We start from the raw sequence: 16,152 nt of genomic DNA, 5'->3' as shown, positions 1-16,152 counted from the left end.
CAAGCTTCCTTCGGCTCGGGGACGATCCGTTTGCGCCAATCGCTGGCTCGTCGTTCACATGCTGCATCGGTGAAGAAGGTCGGCCGGCGCCTCGCCCTCACGCCCACGCATGCCGTCGACCAACCCGCGCAGCATGCAGCGCAGATTGCGCCGACGCGGTCCGATCAACACGCCGAAAAGAAACAGCTTGACCAGCACCCGCGGCACGTCCTGCGCGACCCACGCGCGCGGCGTGTGCGCCATCCGGTACAGCCGCACCCGGTTGCGCATCATGTAATACAGGCGCAGCGGCCCATGCACCACCACCTGGCCCAGCCCGAGCGGCAAGGCGCGGCGGGTGTCGCCGAGGCGATGGCGCATGGTCGACGCGCAAACGCCGTGCAGCGAGTAGCCCCGCGCCCGCGCACGAAAGCTCCATTCCAGGTCGACATTGTCGATGAACAGGCCCGCATCCATGACGCCGATCCGGTCGAGCGCGGCCAGCGGAATCAGCATGCCCGAGCTGATCAGGAAATCGCAGGAGATGGTCGGCGTCGAACCATCGCACCACAGCTTGCGATTGAACGGAAAGCCGATGCGCACGAACGGCGCGGCGCGACGCTCGCGCATGTCGTGGAAGCGCGGGCCCACCGCCGCCACCGGTCCGGCCAGCGACAGCTCCTGCAGCGCGCGCAGCAGGACTGCGACCATCCCTTCAGCCGGCTCGCTGTCCTGATCCAGCAGCAAGACGTGGCGATAACCGTGCCCGCGCGCCCACGCGATGCCGACGTTCTGCGCCGCGGCGAGACCGAGGTTGCGCGACTGGCTCAGCATCGCGCCACCTTGCGCAGACAAGCGCCGGCCCAGCACCTGGTTCCAGTCCCCATCACTGGCATTGTCGACCAGCACCACCGCACCGACCTGCGGCATAACCGCGTCTACCAGTCGCACCATCGCGTCCGGTTCAGGGCGGTAGCTCACCACCACCGCGCACACGTCGCCGACGGTCGCATCAGTCATGGCGCAGCAGATCCCGCAGCACCGATCGGATGCCGGTACCGTAACGACGATAAAAACCGCCTCGCGCCTCGCGCAGCACGGGCAACCACCGACGCCAGCGCGGCAAGCGGCCGATCGCCACCCGCCGTTCGAAGTGGGTTCGCTTGTCCCGCACCTGCGCGGCACGGTCGCGACTGCCGTGAAACCCCGCCTGCAGGAAGAAGTCCTCCAGCAAGCGCAGCCGCTTCGCTTCATCAGCCAGCGGCTGCACACGCGGCCGCAGCAGATCCCGCCATTTCATCGCCAGGTTGCGCTTGCGCATGCCGATCTGGTTGGCGCCATGCTGGCGGTAGTCAATCAGGGGCAGATCGATAAAATCGACCCGACCAATCGCCGCAGCCACCGCCGCCAGCCACTCGTCATGTATCCAGCCGGGAGCCACCGGCAATGCCCTTACCACCAGCTCTTGCCGCAATGCCGCCGTCGCACCAGTCACGAAACTGCGGCGTAGAATCACGTCGAACGCGCGCCCATCGTGGATGGTCGTCTGTTCCTGCGGCGTCATCTGCAGCACGTCGAACAGCGAACACCCCAATGGACGACCCCCGGCATCCACCAGCCGCGCATCGCCATGCAGCAACAGCAAGGACGAATCCTGCTCGAACCGCTCGGCCATCAGCGCCAGCTTGTCGGCCCGCCACACATCGTCCTGGTCGCACAGGAACAGCACATCGCCCTGCGCCGCACGCAGTCCCGCCGAGAAATTGTCGACGTAACCCAGGTTCTCCCGGTGGCACAATAGCTGCACCTCGATGCCGGCATCCCGCGCCCGCGCCGCAAACGCCTGCAGCATGGCCACGCTGGCATCGGTCGAACCGTCGTCGCCGATCACGATCTCGTCGGGCAGGCGCGTCTGTGCCAACAGGCTGTCCAACTGCGGCTGCAGATAGACGGCGCCGTTGTACGTGCAAAGCACGATGGAAAGTCGCAATCGCGTCATGGTCGCTCGTTGGCGCGGAAAGCCAGGCGGACAGCGAAAGCGATGCCGCGTTGCGAGCACCTTCATTGCCGGCAGGCCCACAGCCCGGGGATACATGCATTCTATAGTGTCGATGCGCCGCGATCTTTCATGAGCCTCGCCCGGCTCCACGGGCGGGCTGCGTGGTTCACGGGACAAGGCATAACCCGCCCATTCCGTACGCTGCCGCATGGATAGCCCGGACAGGTTAGAATGCGGGACTGATCCATCGCGCCCGGCGTCTCGGCGCCCTGCAATTCAAAGGAACAGCTGATGAAAATTCTGGTGGGCTACAAGCGCGTCGTGGATTACAACGTGCGCATCCAGGTCAAGCCCGACGGCAGCGGCGTGGTCACCGACGGCGTCAAGCTGTCCGCCAACCCGTTCGACGACATCGCGCTGGAAGAGGCTCTGCGCCTGCGCGAGAAAGGCGTGGCCGAGGAAGTCATCGTGGTCGGCATCGGCCCGGTCGATCTCGCCGCGCACCTGCGCAACGGCCTGGCGATGGGCGCGAACCGCGCCATCCACGTGGTCACCGGCGACGCCGTGCAGCCGCTGACCGCCGCGCGCGTGTTCCTCAAGCTGATCGAGAAGGAGCAGCCGGGGCTGGTGATCCTGGGCAAGCAGGCGATCGACGACGACGCCAACCAGACCGGCCAGATGCTCGCCGCGCTGTGGGATCGCCCGCAGGCCACCTTCGCCAGCAAGGTGGAGATCGCCGACGGCAAGGCCACTGTGACCCGCGAGGTCGATGCGGGCCTGGAAGTGATCGAGGCCGAGTTGCCCGCGGTGATCACCACCGACCTGCGCCTCAACGAGCCGCGCTTCATCAAGCTGCCCGACATCATGAAGGCGAAGTCCAAGCCGATCGACACAATCGAGTTCGGCTCGCTCGGCGTGGCAGCGAACGACCACCTGAAAACCACGCACTACGCCGCGCCGGCCAAGCGCAGCAAGGGCGTGATGGTGAAGGACGCGGCCGAACTGGTCGCGGCGCTGAAGCAGAAAGGTCTGCTCTGATCTGCCCATCCTCACATATGAACATCGCGCTTTCACTTGCCGTCATTCCCGCGAAAGCGGGAATCCAGTGTCTTTCAGGCGTGCGGAAAATGGATTCCCGCTTTCGCGGGAATGACGGCACGAAGGCATGTTCGACGTACTGCCAAAGGTAATCATCATGAGCAAGATTCTCGTCATCTCCGAACACCTCGACGGCAAACTCAACCCCTCCACTGCGCGCGCCGTGAGCGCCGCCGTCGCCGTGAAGGGCGAGGCGATCGACGTGCTGGTGCTCGCCGACAACGCCGACGCGATCGCCACGGAAGCCGCGAAGATCGACGGCGTAAGTCGCGTACTCACCGTCGCCCGGCCCGAGAACGCGCATGCGCTGGCCGCCGTGCTCGCACCGCAGATCGCCAAGGCCGCCGCCGGTTACAGCCACGTCTTCGTGCCCTCCACCACCTTCGGCAAGGATCTCGCGCCGCGCGTGGCCGCCCTGCTCTGCGTGGCCCAGGTCAGCGACGTGATGAGCGTGGAAGCCCCGCACACCTTCAAGCGGCCGATCTACGCGGGCAACGCGATCATCACGGTTGAGGCCGACCCGGCACACACCGTGGTCGCCACCATCCGCACCGCGTCGTGGTCCGCCGCTGCCAGCGCCAGCAACAGCGCGCCGGTTGAGGCCATCACCGTCGACACCGCGCTGCCCACCCACACCCGCTTCGTCGAACTGCAGCAGGGCAAGAGCGACCGCCCCGATCTGCAGAGCGCCCGCAAGGTCGTTTCCGGCGGCCGTGGCGTCGGCTCGAAGGAAAACTTCGACATCATCTACAAGTTTGCCGACAAGATCGGCGCCGCCGTCGGCGCCTCGCGCGCCGCCGTCGATGCCGGCTATTGCCCCAACGAAATGCAGGTCGGCCAGACCGGCAAGATCATCGCTCCCGAGCTGTACATGGCCATCGGCATCTCCGGCGCCATCCAGCACCTCACCGGCATCAAGGACGCCGGCACCATCGTGGCGATCAACAAGGATGGCGAGGCGCCGATTTTCGAGGTGGCCGACTTCGGGTTGGTGGGGGATTTGTTCAAGATCATTCCAGAGCTGGAAGCGGCGCTGGGCTAAGTACCCACATGAGGCTCTTGCAGCGTCGGGTGCACGGGTTGACGGGGTTCCGCCGCGACGTCGAAACCCAACCACGACAAAAGTAGCTGCACCCCGATGATCATCGGTAGCGCGGCAAGCATGACGGTCCCGGCAGTGGACGTCACATTGTCGGCTATTGATTGCCACCAATGGAATCCGCCGAAGATTACACCAAACAGGAGCAGCGGGACCCCGAGCAACAGCTCCACGGTGGCTACCGAAAAACCACGCAAAAAATAGCTGTAGAGGAGCCGGCGACCAAAATTGCGCAAATTACCACGCAAGAATGGCCCAATCATCCTCATCGGCTGCAGGCTGGAGGTTTCATCTGCGTAGGCTGCCTTCATCGGCATGTCCACCACCACGGCACGCAGCTGGTTGAGGTGGTAAAGCAAGTCTGACTCGAAAAAATACCGTTTGGCGATATGTTCGAGATCCAGCTCTGACAGCAAGGTACGGTGGATCGCCGTGAAACCGTTGGTCGGGTCAAATAACTGCCAGTAACCTGAGGACAACTTGGTCAGGAATGACAGCACTGCGTTACCAAAGAGCCGAATCGCCGGCATACCCGACACATTTGCCAGCCGATAGAATCTGTTGCCCTTGACGTAATCGGCGCGACCGCGAAACAGCGGTGCAACCAGCGCGGGGATGAGATCGGGATCCATCTGCCCATCGCCGTCGAGCTTCACTACCACATCGGCCGGCAACCCACGCGCCGCGAGATAGCCGGTCATCACGGCACCACCAACGCCTTGGTTCTCGGCATGTCGCAGCACGGTCACACGCGGATCATGGCAGCCCCGTTCGATGACATCGCCGCTATGCTCTGGACATGCATCGTCCACCGCAATGATCCAACCCACTTCTGGCCCAATGCGCTCAATCAGCGGCAGCACGTGTACGGCCACGCGATAGCAGGGTATGACCACAGCGATACGTGGTTCTAATATTTGACTCATGTCAGCGATACACCCAGTGACGGGAAACGAAGAAGCTCAACACTGCCATTCCTGCCTCGACGACCGGCTTGGCCAGCCAGGCAATTTCTAGATTGAGTTGCTCGGCTAGCCCAGCAACCAACACCGTGCTGAGTAACGTGAGCAACAGCCACAAAACTGAATAACGCGCTAATCGGCGCCCCCCCAAGCGTGGGGACCCAGACGTCGAGAACGTGACGGTACCATTTGCCCAAAAGCCTACCACCGCTCCGGCAACGCGTCCGACGATATTAGCCGTAACTGGCATCACGCCGACCGCCGTCAACGCAACAAAGACTATCCAGTCAAGCACGATCAGACCGCAGCCCACAACGAGAAAAAACATGCCTTGGCGCGCGACGCTCATAGTCCAGCTGGTTCCTTTCACAATGGGGTTCATGGAGCACGAGAACTGCGATGCCGGCCGCAGGAAGACTGCGGTCGCCGTTCCTTACGCAGCCGGAGGCTGGAACCGGTTACGGACGCAGATCCCGGGCACCGCGAAACTCCGCAAGTATGCCCTCGCGTATGCCAGCCCGTGGCTTACTACGTCAATAGCCACTGGTACTGGTTGAATTTGGAGATCAGGCACTCCCGGCATCCGGCCAGACGGAGGCGGGGTCTCACGATCCATCCCTCGCGCAGCCACGTCCGCCCGAACCGTCACCTACGGGCGCTAACACTCTAAACCCCGCATCGGCCGAGATTGAAGCAAACACCAGCACATCCCCCTCGTACCTCAAAATCAATTGACGATACAGAGCGGTGAAGTACAACAGTTTATTCAATATGGTCTTTCGCGATTCCTTCACCGTTCGCGTTGTTGGCCAAGCCGTAACCAAGTACCACAGCTACTAAACCTATAGTGCTCAATACAGCCACTGGATAGAGATATCGGACATCACAAGCAATCGAGGTTGGTACAAAGGTCAACAGATAAATCCACGCAGAGCATGAAATACCAAGCCCGATCAACTTGCCGTCCCCACGAGCCTTAAAAATAACGACAGCAGAAAACACAGCAAGCAGAAGGATGTAGAACCAGTTTCGAAACACCGGCGTATCCTGCAAAATTCGCTCACCATGTTTGAGCAGTCTCGCCCTATCGTCGTACGATTCCTGTCCCCCTGACGCAGCCGCATCATCCGGCAAGGTGTACTTACCGATATATATCGGTACGCACGACTCTATGTCGTGCATGCCGAGCAGCCACGAGAAAGCATCGACTCTGTGACGTAAATAGGCTCTCGGATGCAGTTTCAGTGCATGCATCCAAACTTCGCGAAGCTCCATCTTCGTAACGCCGTTCAAGTATCGAGACACGACGGGGTCAGCCATCATCGTATCCACGCGCTGCGCGCTGTAACTAGCCTTAAAATGCCGCGCTACGAGATCAGGCATGAAAAAACTTTGCACCTCCCCGTCGGGGGTATTCGCAATGACACCCGCAACGTCGTATGCCATGATTAGAGAGAGCCCTTGCGAAACATCCCTGTTAGCGGATCCGGCTATTGTGCTCGTCGTCCACAGCTGCACGGCCTTGTAGACTCCGAAGCTGGAGATCATAAGAACGCCGAAAAGTGTAAACCGAATTAACCGCTTTGGGTGAACCTCGCGAACGAGGAGATAGGAGCCAATAGTGGCAAAAATGGGAGCGATAAAAATGCCTTGCTGTCTCATCAACGGCAGCACAGACGCAAGTAGAATCGCAAGTACAAGGAGACCGTAACGCCACTTGTCCACACGTAGAGTCGCGGTAATCATCAGTGCCACTAGCGCGACAAGAGCAGTACCGATCAGCACGTCCTTCCAGACAATTCCGACGTAGTAGAAGAATATCGGATTGGCAAGAAGAATCAGGCTAACAGGGGCTCGCCACCACGAAAGCTTTCTCTCCGCCGTCAAGCAGCTGAGAATTGCAGAAAAACCGCAATACGTCACCAAGGCGTTGACAGCGATAAATAGCGAACTAGCCACCATCCCCGCGCCAAGGAAACGGAGCCAGGCCGACATGAACGGTGGATTCCAGCTCAGCGAACGGCCAACCGCCGCCTCGTGAAGCTGTCTGCCCGAGTCAATTGAAATCTCCCCAGGCGAATGCAGTGACAAGGCGACGGCCACGACAATAAGGAAGAATATAAAATACTTGTGGCTCGATGCATAGCCTGTCATCAGATATTCTCCGCGTACCATAAATATTTCCAAGTATGGTTGCGCAATTGGGACCGGATGTTCCGCCAATCTTGATAATTGGGTGAGCCGGTTCAAACTCCACGTGCAACACTCCGGTAGATCGCCCCCATCATCATGGCCAAGCCCATGATCCGGCGGGGAATGGGCCTGTCAACGGCTACGCAAGCGCTGTGGCGCTGTTGACAGCCCCATTCCCCGCCTCCTTTGGTCACCAAGCGATGGGGGTGTTGCACGTGGACCTTGAAACCGCCGTGCGAATAGGCACGGGGTTGAGTCGGAGCAACTAATCCAGCCGATCCAGTAATGCCCGTGCTTCTCTTCAGCGCTCAAATACCTCGAAACAGCAGGTTCAGATTCCAGCTGCATTACCCCGATACAACGCCCATCATGACTTCGCGGCTCCGCATTCCTTCAGATGGCCTGTCAATAAAGCGATGGCGCTTGCATGGCACTGACAGGCCGTCTGCCGCCGGACTTTGAGATAGCCACGACCTGATTAGTACCGACGCTCGGTCATGGTTCCACTGAACACAGCTCGCGATCTCGAGCGAAGTCGAGGGACGAATGAACGGAAGTTAAGCTGAGCTTCGTCCAGTCAGCTGCCATGTTAGCGGCATGTACCTGCAGGTTACTTCTTAAAATACCGTCACGCTCTTCTTGGTTTCACACGCATAAGGGACCTCACCAAACCGCGTTACCAAAAGTACTTGGTACACGCCTGCCGGCACGGATTCCAGCGTCGTAGAGAAGTTGAACCCCGAGGAACTCAGATTCGCATCTTTCAGATAGCTCGCGACATCGGGCCGCTCAGTGCCAGTTTTCGCCATGATCGAGAAGCTGTCGGTACCTTTCAGTACAAACTTGACGTCCTTCACCACTTGCATGTTCTCGGTCAACGCCCATCCTCGGAAAGTGTGGGAATTCGACCGATCAAGCTTCGCTTCGGTCTTGGAATAATTTCCATCGACGGAATCAAATGAACAAGGCGAAGTACCCATCTTGATTTCAGACAATGACTGGGCGCTCATCGGCTGGATAGCACTCCCAGGCAATGATTCGGTCGTCTCCTGCACAACGGCAACACTCCCGCTTCCCGCGGCAACGTTCGCGGCGGGTGCATTGTCACCTACTGACTGCCCACACCCCACGAATGCGCCCGCCACTACTAACAGGGGCGTGATCAACAATTTCTTGTTCATGCCTTACATCCCTTTTGTCATATCGTTGTCGTTACCACGGGCATCAGGTCTTGCTCGCGCTTTGCAAACGTCTACTACCGGCTTTTACGATGACGGTATTTGGATAGTGCCCCTTTGACAGCGCAGACGAATCGTGAAATTCGTGGGTGGCGTGTCAGAAAGGCATCCACTGTATGGTACCGCGATCTCCAGTATTGCAGCTCGTCGTACAGTCCAAACCTATGCTCGAACAGCATCTCGGCGTGGGCGGTATAGAAGCCGATGTTGGATCGAAAAATCTCGGCGTAGCTTTCAACCACCTTTGCCCTCCGATCCTGGAAGGAAGAGGTTCTTGAACTCGCCTGTATGCGGTAATTGAAAAGGTCGTCATCTAGTTGTACCACATCGCGACCAAGGTGAACGATTTTTACCCAGAAATCATAATCCTCGACACCATGGCGCAGCTTTTCGTTGTAGCCACCAACGCTTTCCCAATCAGCCTTCCTATACAAGGACGTCACGAAGATCACATTGTCGATGACCAACTCGCGCAATGTATAGGCGGGCAGCTTCCAGGGTCCCTGCTCGGCACCAAACTTTCTTGCCTTGCAATAGACGCATCCGACGTTCGGTCGCGCATCGAGGACCTTGGCAGCCTCCTCTACGTAGCGGGGCTCAATCGTATCGTCTGCGTCCAGCGGCAGGATGTAACTCCCGCCCGCTTCGCGCACAGCGTGATTCCTCGCAGCAGCCGGACCCGCATTCTGTTGATGAAAGATGCGGGTACGGGGCCAAGGCGCCTCCTCCAGAAGACGTAAGGTTGACGGATCCGTCGAGCCGTCATCCACGATAATTACCTCAAGATTCTGCCAGGTTTGTGCAAGCGCAGATTGAACCGCTTCATCCAGAAACTCTCCCGCGTTGTAGCAGGGAATTACCACCGACACCTTGTTCATCCTTGCCCCCCTTATCACCTACCGCTGCACCGTTCACTTCGACGCTTTCGCTCGCGTCACTTTTCTGATCGCTTTCAGCATGGTCGGACCAACGCCGACCGTTCGAACGGACGCTGCCACCCGATCGAGCACGCTAGGGGGCGGCGCAAATTCAGAAGCCTCTACTACTACCGAGGGCTGTTCAGAAGCCCGTTCGACCTTTCTCGGGCTGGCCAACGAGCTGATTTCGCGATCCGAGGACTCAAAGGGCGACGGAACCGCATCCCATAGATCCCTGTTGCGGTAGGCAACCCGCGTCTCGTTGCTGATCTTACGGCCATCCGAGTAATTCGCGTACGTCCACGGCGATTTGCCGAGTGATTCCTGTCCGTGTTCCACGAGAAGTTGCTTGTACTCTACGTACAACTTCACGAATGTATCGCGATTGCTGTCTGTCAGCCACCAGCCGATGGCTTTATCGATGGTGCCGGAGTCCAGGCCGGAAAAATGAATGAAGCGCAGCGGATCTCCATTGACTTGGTACGCACCGTCAACCCCGCGCAGATCACTATTCAGCAATGACCAAGTGGCAAAATCGTAACCATGATGTTTTAGCACCGAGACATCAAAAAAGCACGGCGCCAAGTCGATCCAGCGCTGATCAGTAAATATGCCTCGGCTAATATCGTCGTAGCAGAATTGAAAAAGACGCTCGGCCCACCAAGTAAGGAACGCGTGCGAGTTCTGCGACCTGCTGATGCCGAGAAAACCAAGGTTGTAGCAACCATGTGCCAATGAGCTGATTTCCATGTCGATGTTGCCGGGACGCAGCAAGTGGGGACACAGCACTATCGACTCATCATTCAGCAGTTGCTCGAGCTCCGTGAGGTCGCTATAGACAAGGACGTCCGGATCCAGATAGACAAATTTAGACTCATCGGGGAAGCGCTCGAGGAGATTCAGCATGAACTGCGCTTTGACAGCGGTGGAGGCTTCCACAATCGCATGCCTGAACATGAAACGGTCAAAGTTGTCCCACCCAGCATCCTTGGCGAGGACAACCTCGTCAAAGTGTTCATAGGAAGTCGCAACATCCGGTACTTCGCGCTCGACGAGGCAAAGCACGAACTTCGCACCAATACAATGGCGTTTGACCGACTCTGCCAGAGTCATCGCCTTGGGCAGATAGTTCGAACATATCGAGGTAAAAAAGATCACTGTGGTTTCCTTGTTGAGCTATTAGCCAATGCATCCCGACGACTGAAAAAACTCGACGCAAATCGCAAAGGCTTCGTTACCCTCCACGAGCCGGAAGCATAGACGCTCCGCAACTCGGAGGCTATCGCCAACTTTGCCGCAGACGTTCGCTCAAGCTCACCGGCAATCCGGTCGCGCTCATCAACGGCGTTGTTCAACGCTTCCGTCAGTCGCCTCGACTTGCCCTCTGATCTCTCCAAACCAGCGGACAGATCACGAACATTGATCCGCGCCGCCTCCAAGTCGAGTTCCAAGCGCTCGCATTTCCTCGTGTAGCCAAGCAGCTGCGCCGCCAAATCCGCGTGCTCCGTCATCAAACCTTCATGTTTCGCCCTGACGTCCTCAAACTGGCGAATCTGGGCGGCCAGTTTGGATGACAGTTCAGCGCTCTCTCTTAACAACGCTTCATATTTAACTTGCGCCTCTTGCACTTGGAGCGCCCGCGCACTCAACTTCGAGGAGAGTTCACCGTTCTCCGCCTGCAACGCTTCACACTTGGTCTGCGCGTATTCCGACTGGAGCATCTGCGCGTCCAGCTTCGACGATATCTCCGCCTTCTCGGCCTGCAACGCCTCGCACTTCGCCCGAGTCTCGTCCGACCAGCGCATCCAGGCATTCAGCTTCGACAATGCCTCGGCGTTCTGCGCCTGCAACGCCTCGTATTTCGCCTGCGCCTCGTCCGACCAGCGTATCTGGGCATCCAGCTTCGACAACGCCTCGGCGTTCTGCGCCTGCAACGCCTCGTACTTCGCCTGCGCCTCGTCCGACCAGCGTATCTGGGCATCCAGCTTCGACAACGCCTCGGCGTTCTGCGCCTGCAACGCCTCGTACTTCGCCTGCGCATCATCTGACCAGCGTGTCTGGGCGATCAGTGCGGAACTGAGCTGACTACTCTTCACCTCCGTGATTTGAAGGTTCGCTTCGATTCGGGCGGCCATATCCGCAACGGCGTCGACGCAAGCGCCGCTCTTGCTCCACTCTCGTGTGAAGTCCGATACCGCCTTGTCGGCAGCGTCCCAACCATGACCGCTACGGGCAACGACAACCATTGCCTCGTAAAGCTTCTCCGCGATCACCTCGATTGTCGACGCGGGCCTTTCTACATCATGGGTCACGTGGTGCCGATCCGAGGCGTCGACGAAATCGACAGCGGCTTTACGCTGCTGTACCGAAACCCCTTTACCCATCTTGATGCCGAGTCGGGAGAACGCCGTCGTTACTGATGCGATCGGGTCAGCCAACACATCATCATACAAGAGAACCTCGCGCGACGACGCAGAGCTCGCCTCGATGGCCTCCGCCATGTAGCGCAGCCACAGCAGCTTTCCGACAAGAGGATGCCACTGATTTCGAGCCTCAATGGAAGCCGACACCTCACTGGGCCTGCGGACCATGAACAGCAAGACAGGCCGAATGTGCATCTTCTGCAACACCTCAAGCCACAATGGAAGCACCCGGCACAGACGAGGATCCTTGAGAGCCCAGACCGGGCCGGCAGAAAAATCCCTGGAAATGATCTCCTCGATGGCCTTGGAAGCTTCCCGTGCTGCCTCACTCCCCAGCCAGTCCACAGGGAGTGCGCGCACATCGTCCCACCGCGAACCCAGCTTTCTCAACAAACGCTCGTGCGCCAAGACAACGTCTTGATGTTCCCAATACCCCTTGGGATTGTCGCTTCCCGCTTCCAGCAGATGGTCGCCCAGCGGTATCCCTAGCTTGCCCACGAGTCCAGCCAGGGCGGACGTACCGCTTCTGTGCATGCCGACAATCAGGATGGCAGTTGGCGAACGCTCAGTCATGGGACAACTTCTACCTCAGGGGTACCGCTGAGCAGGTCAACGAACCCAGTTGCCAGACGCGTCATGGAAGGCATGACCCGAAACATCACGGCATCGATCCGGCGATCCACATATTCCTCACCCTCCGCTATGGCCGCCAGCACCCCCGCGTTCAGGAAGTAGACGCCCGGGTGCAACAAGCATCGGAAGGTGAATCGCACGGTTACGGCCTCGCCAGCCGCCAGCAAAGGTATGGCGGATTGCGGCGTCGTGCTGGCCGCACCTCCGATCTCCACACCAGTCATGGATCTGATCATCATTCCACAGCGCACACGGGCCAGCGTCTGATCGAAGGCTACTCTGTACGTATAGACATACGTGCGATCTGTTGCCAGCACGTTTACCTTGCGTCCATCCAAGGTTTCTATGTGCGGATCTTCGATGCACGCGCCCCGTTTTTCATACTCCACCGTACTTCCGGACTGCATGCCCTCATCCCAATAGGCAGGATCAGTATCGGACGTAGGCCATCCGTCATGAGCCTCCTCGGTACCAGACTCAGTATCCTGGCGGGCGTTGCTGAATCTTTCGGGGCCACCCCGATAGGTAGTCATGATCTCCCGCCTCATATGGTCCGCTCGATCTGCGGGGGCGTAGAGCAGCTTTTGGTATGTGGTGACGATATCTTTTGGGGTGCCTTGCATCAGCATCTCACCTTGGTCGAGCAGAATGGCGCGATCGCACAACTCCACCACGGTACCCGCCGAATGAGATACGAAAAGCACAGTTGCACCGGCGTCCCGGATCGCTTCGATACGTGCAAGGCACTTCCGCTGAAAAGCCTCGTCCCCAACCGCCAAGGCTTCGTCAACAACGAGAATGTCAGGAGAAACACTGATGGCGACAGCAAACGCCAACCGCACATACATGCCGCTCGAATACGTCTTCACCGGCTGATCGATGAACTGCCCTATACCAGAAAAATCAAGTATTTCATCATATTTTGCACGGATCTCTACTTCAGAAATGCCATACACCAAACCACTGAGCAGCACGTTCTCGCGCCCGGTGAATTCCGGATTGAATCCAGCGCCCAGCTCAAGCAACGCGGATATGCGCCCATCGATCACCAAATTGCCGAGCGTGGGCCTGATGGTTCCACAAATCATCTGCAACAAGGTCGATTTACCCGACCCGTTGCGTCCCACGATACCCACGGTCTCACCATGGAATACATCGAAACTGACGTCACGCAAAGCCCAGAACTCATTGAAATAGTTCCGCGGCGCACGCCGCGCCGCGCGATGCAGTCTGGGAAGAATCATCTGCTTTAGTCGGTCGGATGGCTGCGAATACATCTCGTAACGCTTGGCCAATCCATCGACTTGGATTCGAACCCGTTTAGAGGACATCCGCAAATCCCTTTTTGGTCTGTTCGAACCAGGCAAATGCGGCCCAACCAAATAGACAAGACACCAAAGTATAGATGACCAGATGCGACCATAACGGAGGCTTCCCCCAGAGAAGCACGTTCTGCGAAGCTTCAGCAATGACGGTCAACGGGTTCAAGTACAGCAGATAGCGATACTCCTCCGGAATCATTTCCTTGGGATACAAAATCGGAGCAAGGAACATCAGCGCAACCGTGATCAGACTCACCACTTGCCTGATGTCCCTGAAATATACGGCCAGTGATGCCAATAACCAGGTGACGCCAGCCACAAACGGCAAAAAGCAAGCCACCACAATAGGAAACAACACCACCGTCCACGGTATATGTTGATTGATAATCAATGAAAGAGTTAGAAGAGCAAAAGTCGAAATAAGGAGATGAAACAACGCCGCACCTACCGTGCTCCAAGACAATATCTCCAACGGGAACATCACTCGCTTGACGTAGTTTGCGTTTTCCTCGATAAGCGAGGTTGCCCGATTTGCGCATTCGGAGAAAACGGCGTTTATGTTCAAACCAGCAAAAAGCACGATGGCATATTGGAAATGACCCGTGACTTGATCATTCCAACGACCTCTGAAGATCACACCAAAAACAAATGTGTAGATGACGAGCATCAACATGGGATTGAAAAAGCTCCAGAACAGGCCTGCGAACGACCCACGATAGCGCTTTGCAACATCACGTCGCGCTATTTGCGCGACCAGGGAAAAGTGCCTGGATAACGAGCGGTATGGCGACAAGGGGTCTGTCAGGCGATAGGCCACGTTCATAAATCTTCCAATGGGACTTCGATTTTTTAGCTGATGAGAACAGTCACTGCATTGACCTGATAGTCCACGGGCGATCGTCAGCTTCACTATTGGAATGCGGACAAGCGAGGCGGACCCGTGCCAGGTCCGAATTAATCCAGCGCGGCCCGCAGCTCGCACTGCAAGTCACCCACGTCCTCCACGCCCACCGACAGCCTTACCAACCCGTCACTGATGCCCAGCCGCTTGCGGTTCGCCGCGGGCACTGAGGCGTGGGTCATGATGGCGGGGTGCTCGATCAGGCTCTCGACGCCGCCGAGCGACTCGGCCAGCGCGAACAGCTCGCAGCGCTCCAGCATGCGCCGTGCCTTCTTCAGGCCGCCCTTCACCTCGATCGTGACGATGCCGCCAAAGCCATGCATCTGGCGCTTGGCCAGCGCGTGCTGCGGATGGCTTTTCAGGCCGGGGTAGATCACCCGCTCGATCGCCGGGTGCTTCTGCAGCCAGGTGGCCAGTTCCAGTGCGCTGGCGCAGTGCTGGCGCATGCGCAGGTGCAGCGTCTTCAGGCCGCGCATGGCGAGGAAGGCATCGAACGGGCCAGCCACTGCGCCGACCGAGTTCTGCAGGAAGGCCATCTGGGTGGACAGTTCCTTGCTGCCGGCCACGACAATGCCGCCAACCATGTCGGAGTGGCCGTTGATGTACTTGGTGGCCGAATGCAGCACCAGGTCGGCGCCGTATTCCAGCGGCCGCTGCACCATCGGCGAGCAGAAGGTGTTGTCCACCACCAGGATCAGGCCGTGCTTCTTCGCGAACGCGGCGACCTTGGCCAGGTCGACCAGCTTCAGCATTGGGTTGGTCGGGGTTTCGGCCCAGATCATCCGCGTGTTCGGCTTCAGGGCCGCTTTCAGCGCCCCCGTGTCGTTCAGGTCGACGAAGCTGAAGTCCAACCCGGCGGAACGCCGGCGTACCCGCTCGAACAGGCGATAGGTGCCGCCGTAGAGGTCGTCCATCGCGATCACGTGGCTGCCCGAGTCGAGCAGGTCCAGCACGGTCGCCGCCGCCGCCAAGCCTGAGGCGAACGCGAAGCCGGCCACGCCACCTTCCAGGTCAGCCACGCAGCGTTCGTAGGCCATCCGCGTCGGATTCTGCGTGCGCGAATACTCGTAGCCCTTGTGCTTGCCCGGACTCTCCTGCACGTAGGTCGAGGTGGCGTAGATCGGCGTCATGATGGCGCCGGTGCTGGGGTCGGGATGCTGGCCGGCGTGGATCGCGCGCGTTCCGAGTCCGCGGTGGGTGGCAGGCGTCTTCTTGGGCATGGCAGGCATCGCAGGCAGGGCGACATCGGTGAAGACCGGCGCCGCGTGAGGGATCGCGTATTGTACCCGTGCAGCCGTGCTTTGCCTTAACGTTGACTGCTGCGTGGCCAGCCAGTCGCTGCGCGAATTGCCGGCTGAAGCAGCCGGCGTGACACAATAGAGGTTTAC

14 protein-coding genes are annotated in these 16,152 nt (G+C 58.7%); 2 read left to right on the top strand and 12 right to left on the bottom strand.

Going from position 1 to position 16,152, the window contains the following annotated elements:
- Positions 1–54: 54 nt before the first annotated feature.
- Both ACVCMB_RS15640 and ACVCMB_RS15635 read right to left on the bottom strand, forming a co-directional pair.
- A complete protein-coding gene (locus tag ACVCMB_RS15640; RefSeq protein ID WP_447105634.1) occupies positions 55–999 on the bottom strand; it encodes a glycosyltransferase family 2 protein in 945 nt (314 codons plus the stop codon).
- Positions 992–1,978 carry a glycosyltransferase family 2 protein gene (locus tag ACVCMB_RS15635; RefSeq protein ID WP_447107185.1) on the bottom strand — a complete coding sequence of 329 codons (987 nt, stop codon included), beginning with the start codon at positions 1,976–1,978 and terminating at the stop codon, positions 992–994. Before ACVCMB_RS15635 ends, ACVCMB_RS15640 begins: the two co-directional genes overlap by 8 nt.
- Positions 1,979–2,269: 291 nt before the next feature.
- Here ACVCMB_RS15635 and ACVCMB_RS15630 point away from each other — a divergent pair, with 291 nt between their 5' ends.
- A complete protein-coding gene (locus tag ACVCMB_RS15630) occupies positions 2,270–3,016 on the top strand; it encodes an electron transfer flavoprotein subunit beta/FixA family protein (RefSeq protein WP_447105633.1) in 747 nt (248 codons plus the stop codon).
- A 157-nt stretch (positions 3,017–3,173) separates the two neighbouring features.
- Positions 3,174–4,118 (top strand): electron transfer flavoprotein subunit alpha/FixB family protein, encoded by a 945-nt coding sequence (locus ACVCMB_RS15625; protein WP_447105632.1) that lies wholly within the window; start codon positions 3,174–3,176, stop codon positions 4,116–4,118.
- Here the strand turns inward: ACVCMB_RS15625 and ACVCMB_RS15620 are convergent.
- From ACVCMB_RS15620 to ACVCMB_RS15575, 10 genes are all read right to left on the bottom strand, one after another.
- On the bottom strand, positions 4,115–5,101 hold the full coding sequence (locus ACVCMB_RS15620; protein ID WP_447110574.1) for a glycosyltransferase family 2 protein: 987 nt from the start codon (positions 5,099–5,101) through the stop codon (positions 4,115–4,117). The genes ACVCMB_RS15625 and ACVCMB_RS15620 overlap by 4 nt on opposite strands.
- A 1-nt stretch (position 5,102) precedes the next feature.
- Positions 5,103–5,486 (bottom strand): GtrA family protein, encoded by a 384-nt coding sequence (locus ACVCMB_RS15615; protein ID WP_447105630.1) that lies wholly within the window; start codon positions 5,484–5,486, stop codon positions 5,103–5,105.
- A gap of 413 nt (positions 5,487–5,899) precedes the next feature.
- Positions 5,900–7,291, bottom strand: a complete 1,392-nt coding sequence (locus ACVCMB_RS15610; RefSeq protein ID WP_447105629.1) for a hypothetical protein — start codon at positions 7,289–7,291, stop codon at positions 5,900–5,902.
- A gap of 656 nt (positions 7,292–7,947) precedes the next feature.
- Positions 7,948–8,511 (bottom strand): hypothetical protein, encoded by a 564-nt coding sequence (locus ACVCMB_RS15605; protein WP_447105628.1) that lies wholly within the window; start codon positions 8,509–8,511, stop codon positions 7,948–7,950.
- Between the two features lie 74 nt (positions 8,512–8,585).
- A complete protein-coding gene (locus tag ACVCMB_RS15600) occupies positions 8,586–9,446 on the bottom strand; it encodes a glycosyltransferase family A protein (RefSeq protein ID WP_447105627.1) in 861 nt (286 codons plus the stop codon).
- A 33-nt stretch (positions 9,447–9,479) separates the two neighbouring features.
- A complete protein-coding gene (locus tag ACVCMB_RS15595) occupies positions 9,480–10,643 on the bottom strand; it encodes a hypothetical protein (RefSeq protein WP_447105626.1) in 1,164 nt (387 codons plus the stop codon).
- Positions 10,640–12,481, bottom strand: coding sequence for a hypothetical protein (locus ACVCMB_RS15590; protein WP_447105625.1), 1,842 nt, complete (start codon positions 12,479–12,481; stop codon positions 10,640–10,642). Before ACVCMB_RS15590 ends, ACVCMB_RS15595 begins: the two co-directional genes overlap by 4 nt.
- Positions 12,478–13,872 (bottom strand): ABC transporter ATP-binding protein, encoded by a 1,395-nt coding sequence (locus ACVCMB_RS15585; RefSeq protein ID WP_447105624.1) that lies wholly within the window; start codon positions 13,870–13,872, stop codon positions 12,478–12,480. The genes ACVCMB_RS15590 and ACVCMB_RS15585 overlap by 4 nt, the downstream gene beginning before the upstream one ends.
- Positions 13,862–14,686, bottom strand: a complete 825-nt coding sequence (locus tag ACVCMB_RS15580; RefSeq protein ID WP_447105623.1) for an ABC transporter permease — start codon at positions 14,684–14,686, stop codon at positions 13,862–13,864. Before ACVCMB_RS15580 ends, ACVCMB_RS15585 begins: the two co-directional genes overlap by 11 nt.
- 131 nt (positions 14,687–14,817) lie before the next feature.
- Complete coding sequence (locus tag ACVCMB_RS15575; RefSeq protein ID WP_447105622.1) at positions 14,818–15,984, bottom strand: trans-sulfuration enzyme family protein; 1,167 nt, start codon at positions 15,982–15,984, stop codon at positions 14,818–14,820.
- Positions 15,985–16,152: the final 168 nt, after the last annotated feature.

This window comes from Rhodanobacter sp. UC4443_H10 (genome assembly GCF_052978325.1).
This window is presented reverse-complemented; position numbering and strand designations above follow the sequence as displayed.

What these genes read in the sequence shown, in the direction of transcription:
- ACVCMB_RS15610 (WP_447105629.1), bottom strand. Translation starts at nt 7,291, where the DNA reads ATGACAGGCTATGCATCGAGCCACAAGTATTTTATATTCTTCCTTATT.
- ACVCMB_RS15635 (WP_447107185.1), bottom strand. Translation starts at nt 1,978, where the DNA reads ATGACGCGATTGCGACTTTCCATCGTGCTTTGCACGTACAACGGCGCC.
- ACVCMB_RS15620 (WP_447110574.1), bottom strand. Translation starts at nt 5,101, where the DNA reads ATGAGTCAAATATTAGAACCACGTATCGCTGTGGTCATACCCTGCTAT.
- ACVCMB_RS15590 (WP_447105625.1), bottom strand. Translation starts at nt 12,481, where the DNA reads ATGACTGAGCGTTCGCCAACTGCCATCCTGATTGTCGGCATGCACAGA.
- ACVCMB_RS15585 (WP_447105624.1), bottom strand. Translation starts at nt 13,872, where the DNA reads ATGTCCTCTAAACGGGTTCGAATCCAAGTCGATGGATTGGCCAAGCGT.
- ACVCMB_RS15625 (WP_447105632.1), top strand. Translation starts at nt 3,174, where the DNA reads ATGAGCAAGATTCTCGTCATCTCCGAACACCTCGACGGCAAACTCAAC.
- ACVCMB_RS15630 (WP_447105633.1), top strand. Translation starts at nt 2,270, where the DNA reads ATGAAAATTCTGGTGGGCTACAAGCGCGTCGTGGATTACAACGTGCGC.
- ACVCMB_RS15600 (WP_447105627.1), bottom strand. Translation starts at nt 9,446, where the DNA reads ATGAACAAGGTGTCGGTGGTAATTCCCTGCTACAACGCGGGAGAGTTT.
- ACVCMB_RS15640 (WP_447105634.1), bottom strand. Translation starts at nt 999, where the DNA reads ATGACTGATGCGACCGTCGGCGACGTGTGCGCGGTGGTGGTGAGCTAC.
- ACVCMB_RS15605 (WP_447105628.1), bottom strand. Translation starts at nt 8,511, where the DNA reads ATGAACAAGAAATTGTTGATCACGCCCCTGTTAGTAGTGGCGGGCGCA.
- ACVCMB_RS15615 (WP_447105630.1), bottom strand. Translation starts at nt 5,486, where the DNA reads ATGAGCGTCGCGCGCCAAGGCATGTTTTTTCTCGTTGTGGGCTGCGGT.
- ACVCMB_RS15580 (WP_447105623.1), bottom strand. Translation starts at nt 14,686, where the DNA reads ATGAACGTGGCCTATCGCCTGACAGACCCCTTGTCGCCATACCGCTCG.
- ACVCMB_RS15575 (WP_447105622.1), bottom strand. Translation starts at nt 15,984, where the DNA reads ATGCCCAAGAAGACGCCTGCCACCCACCGCGGACTCGGAACGCGCGCG.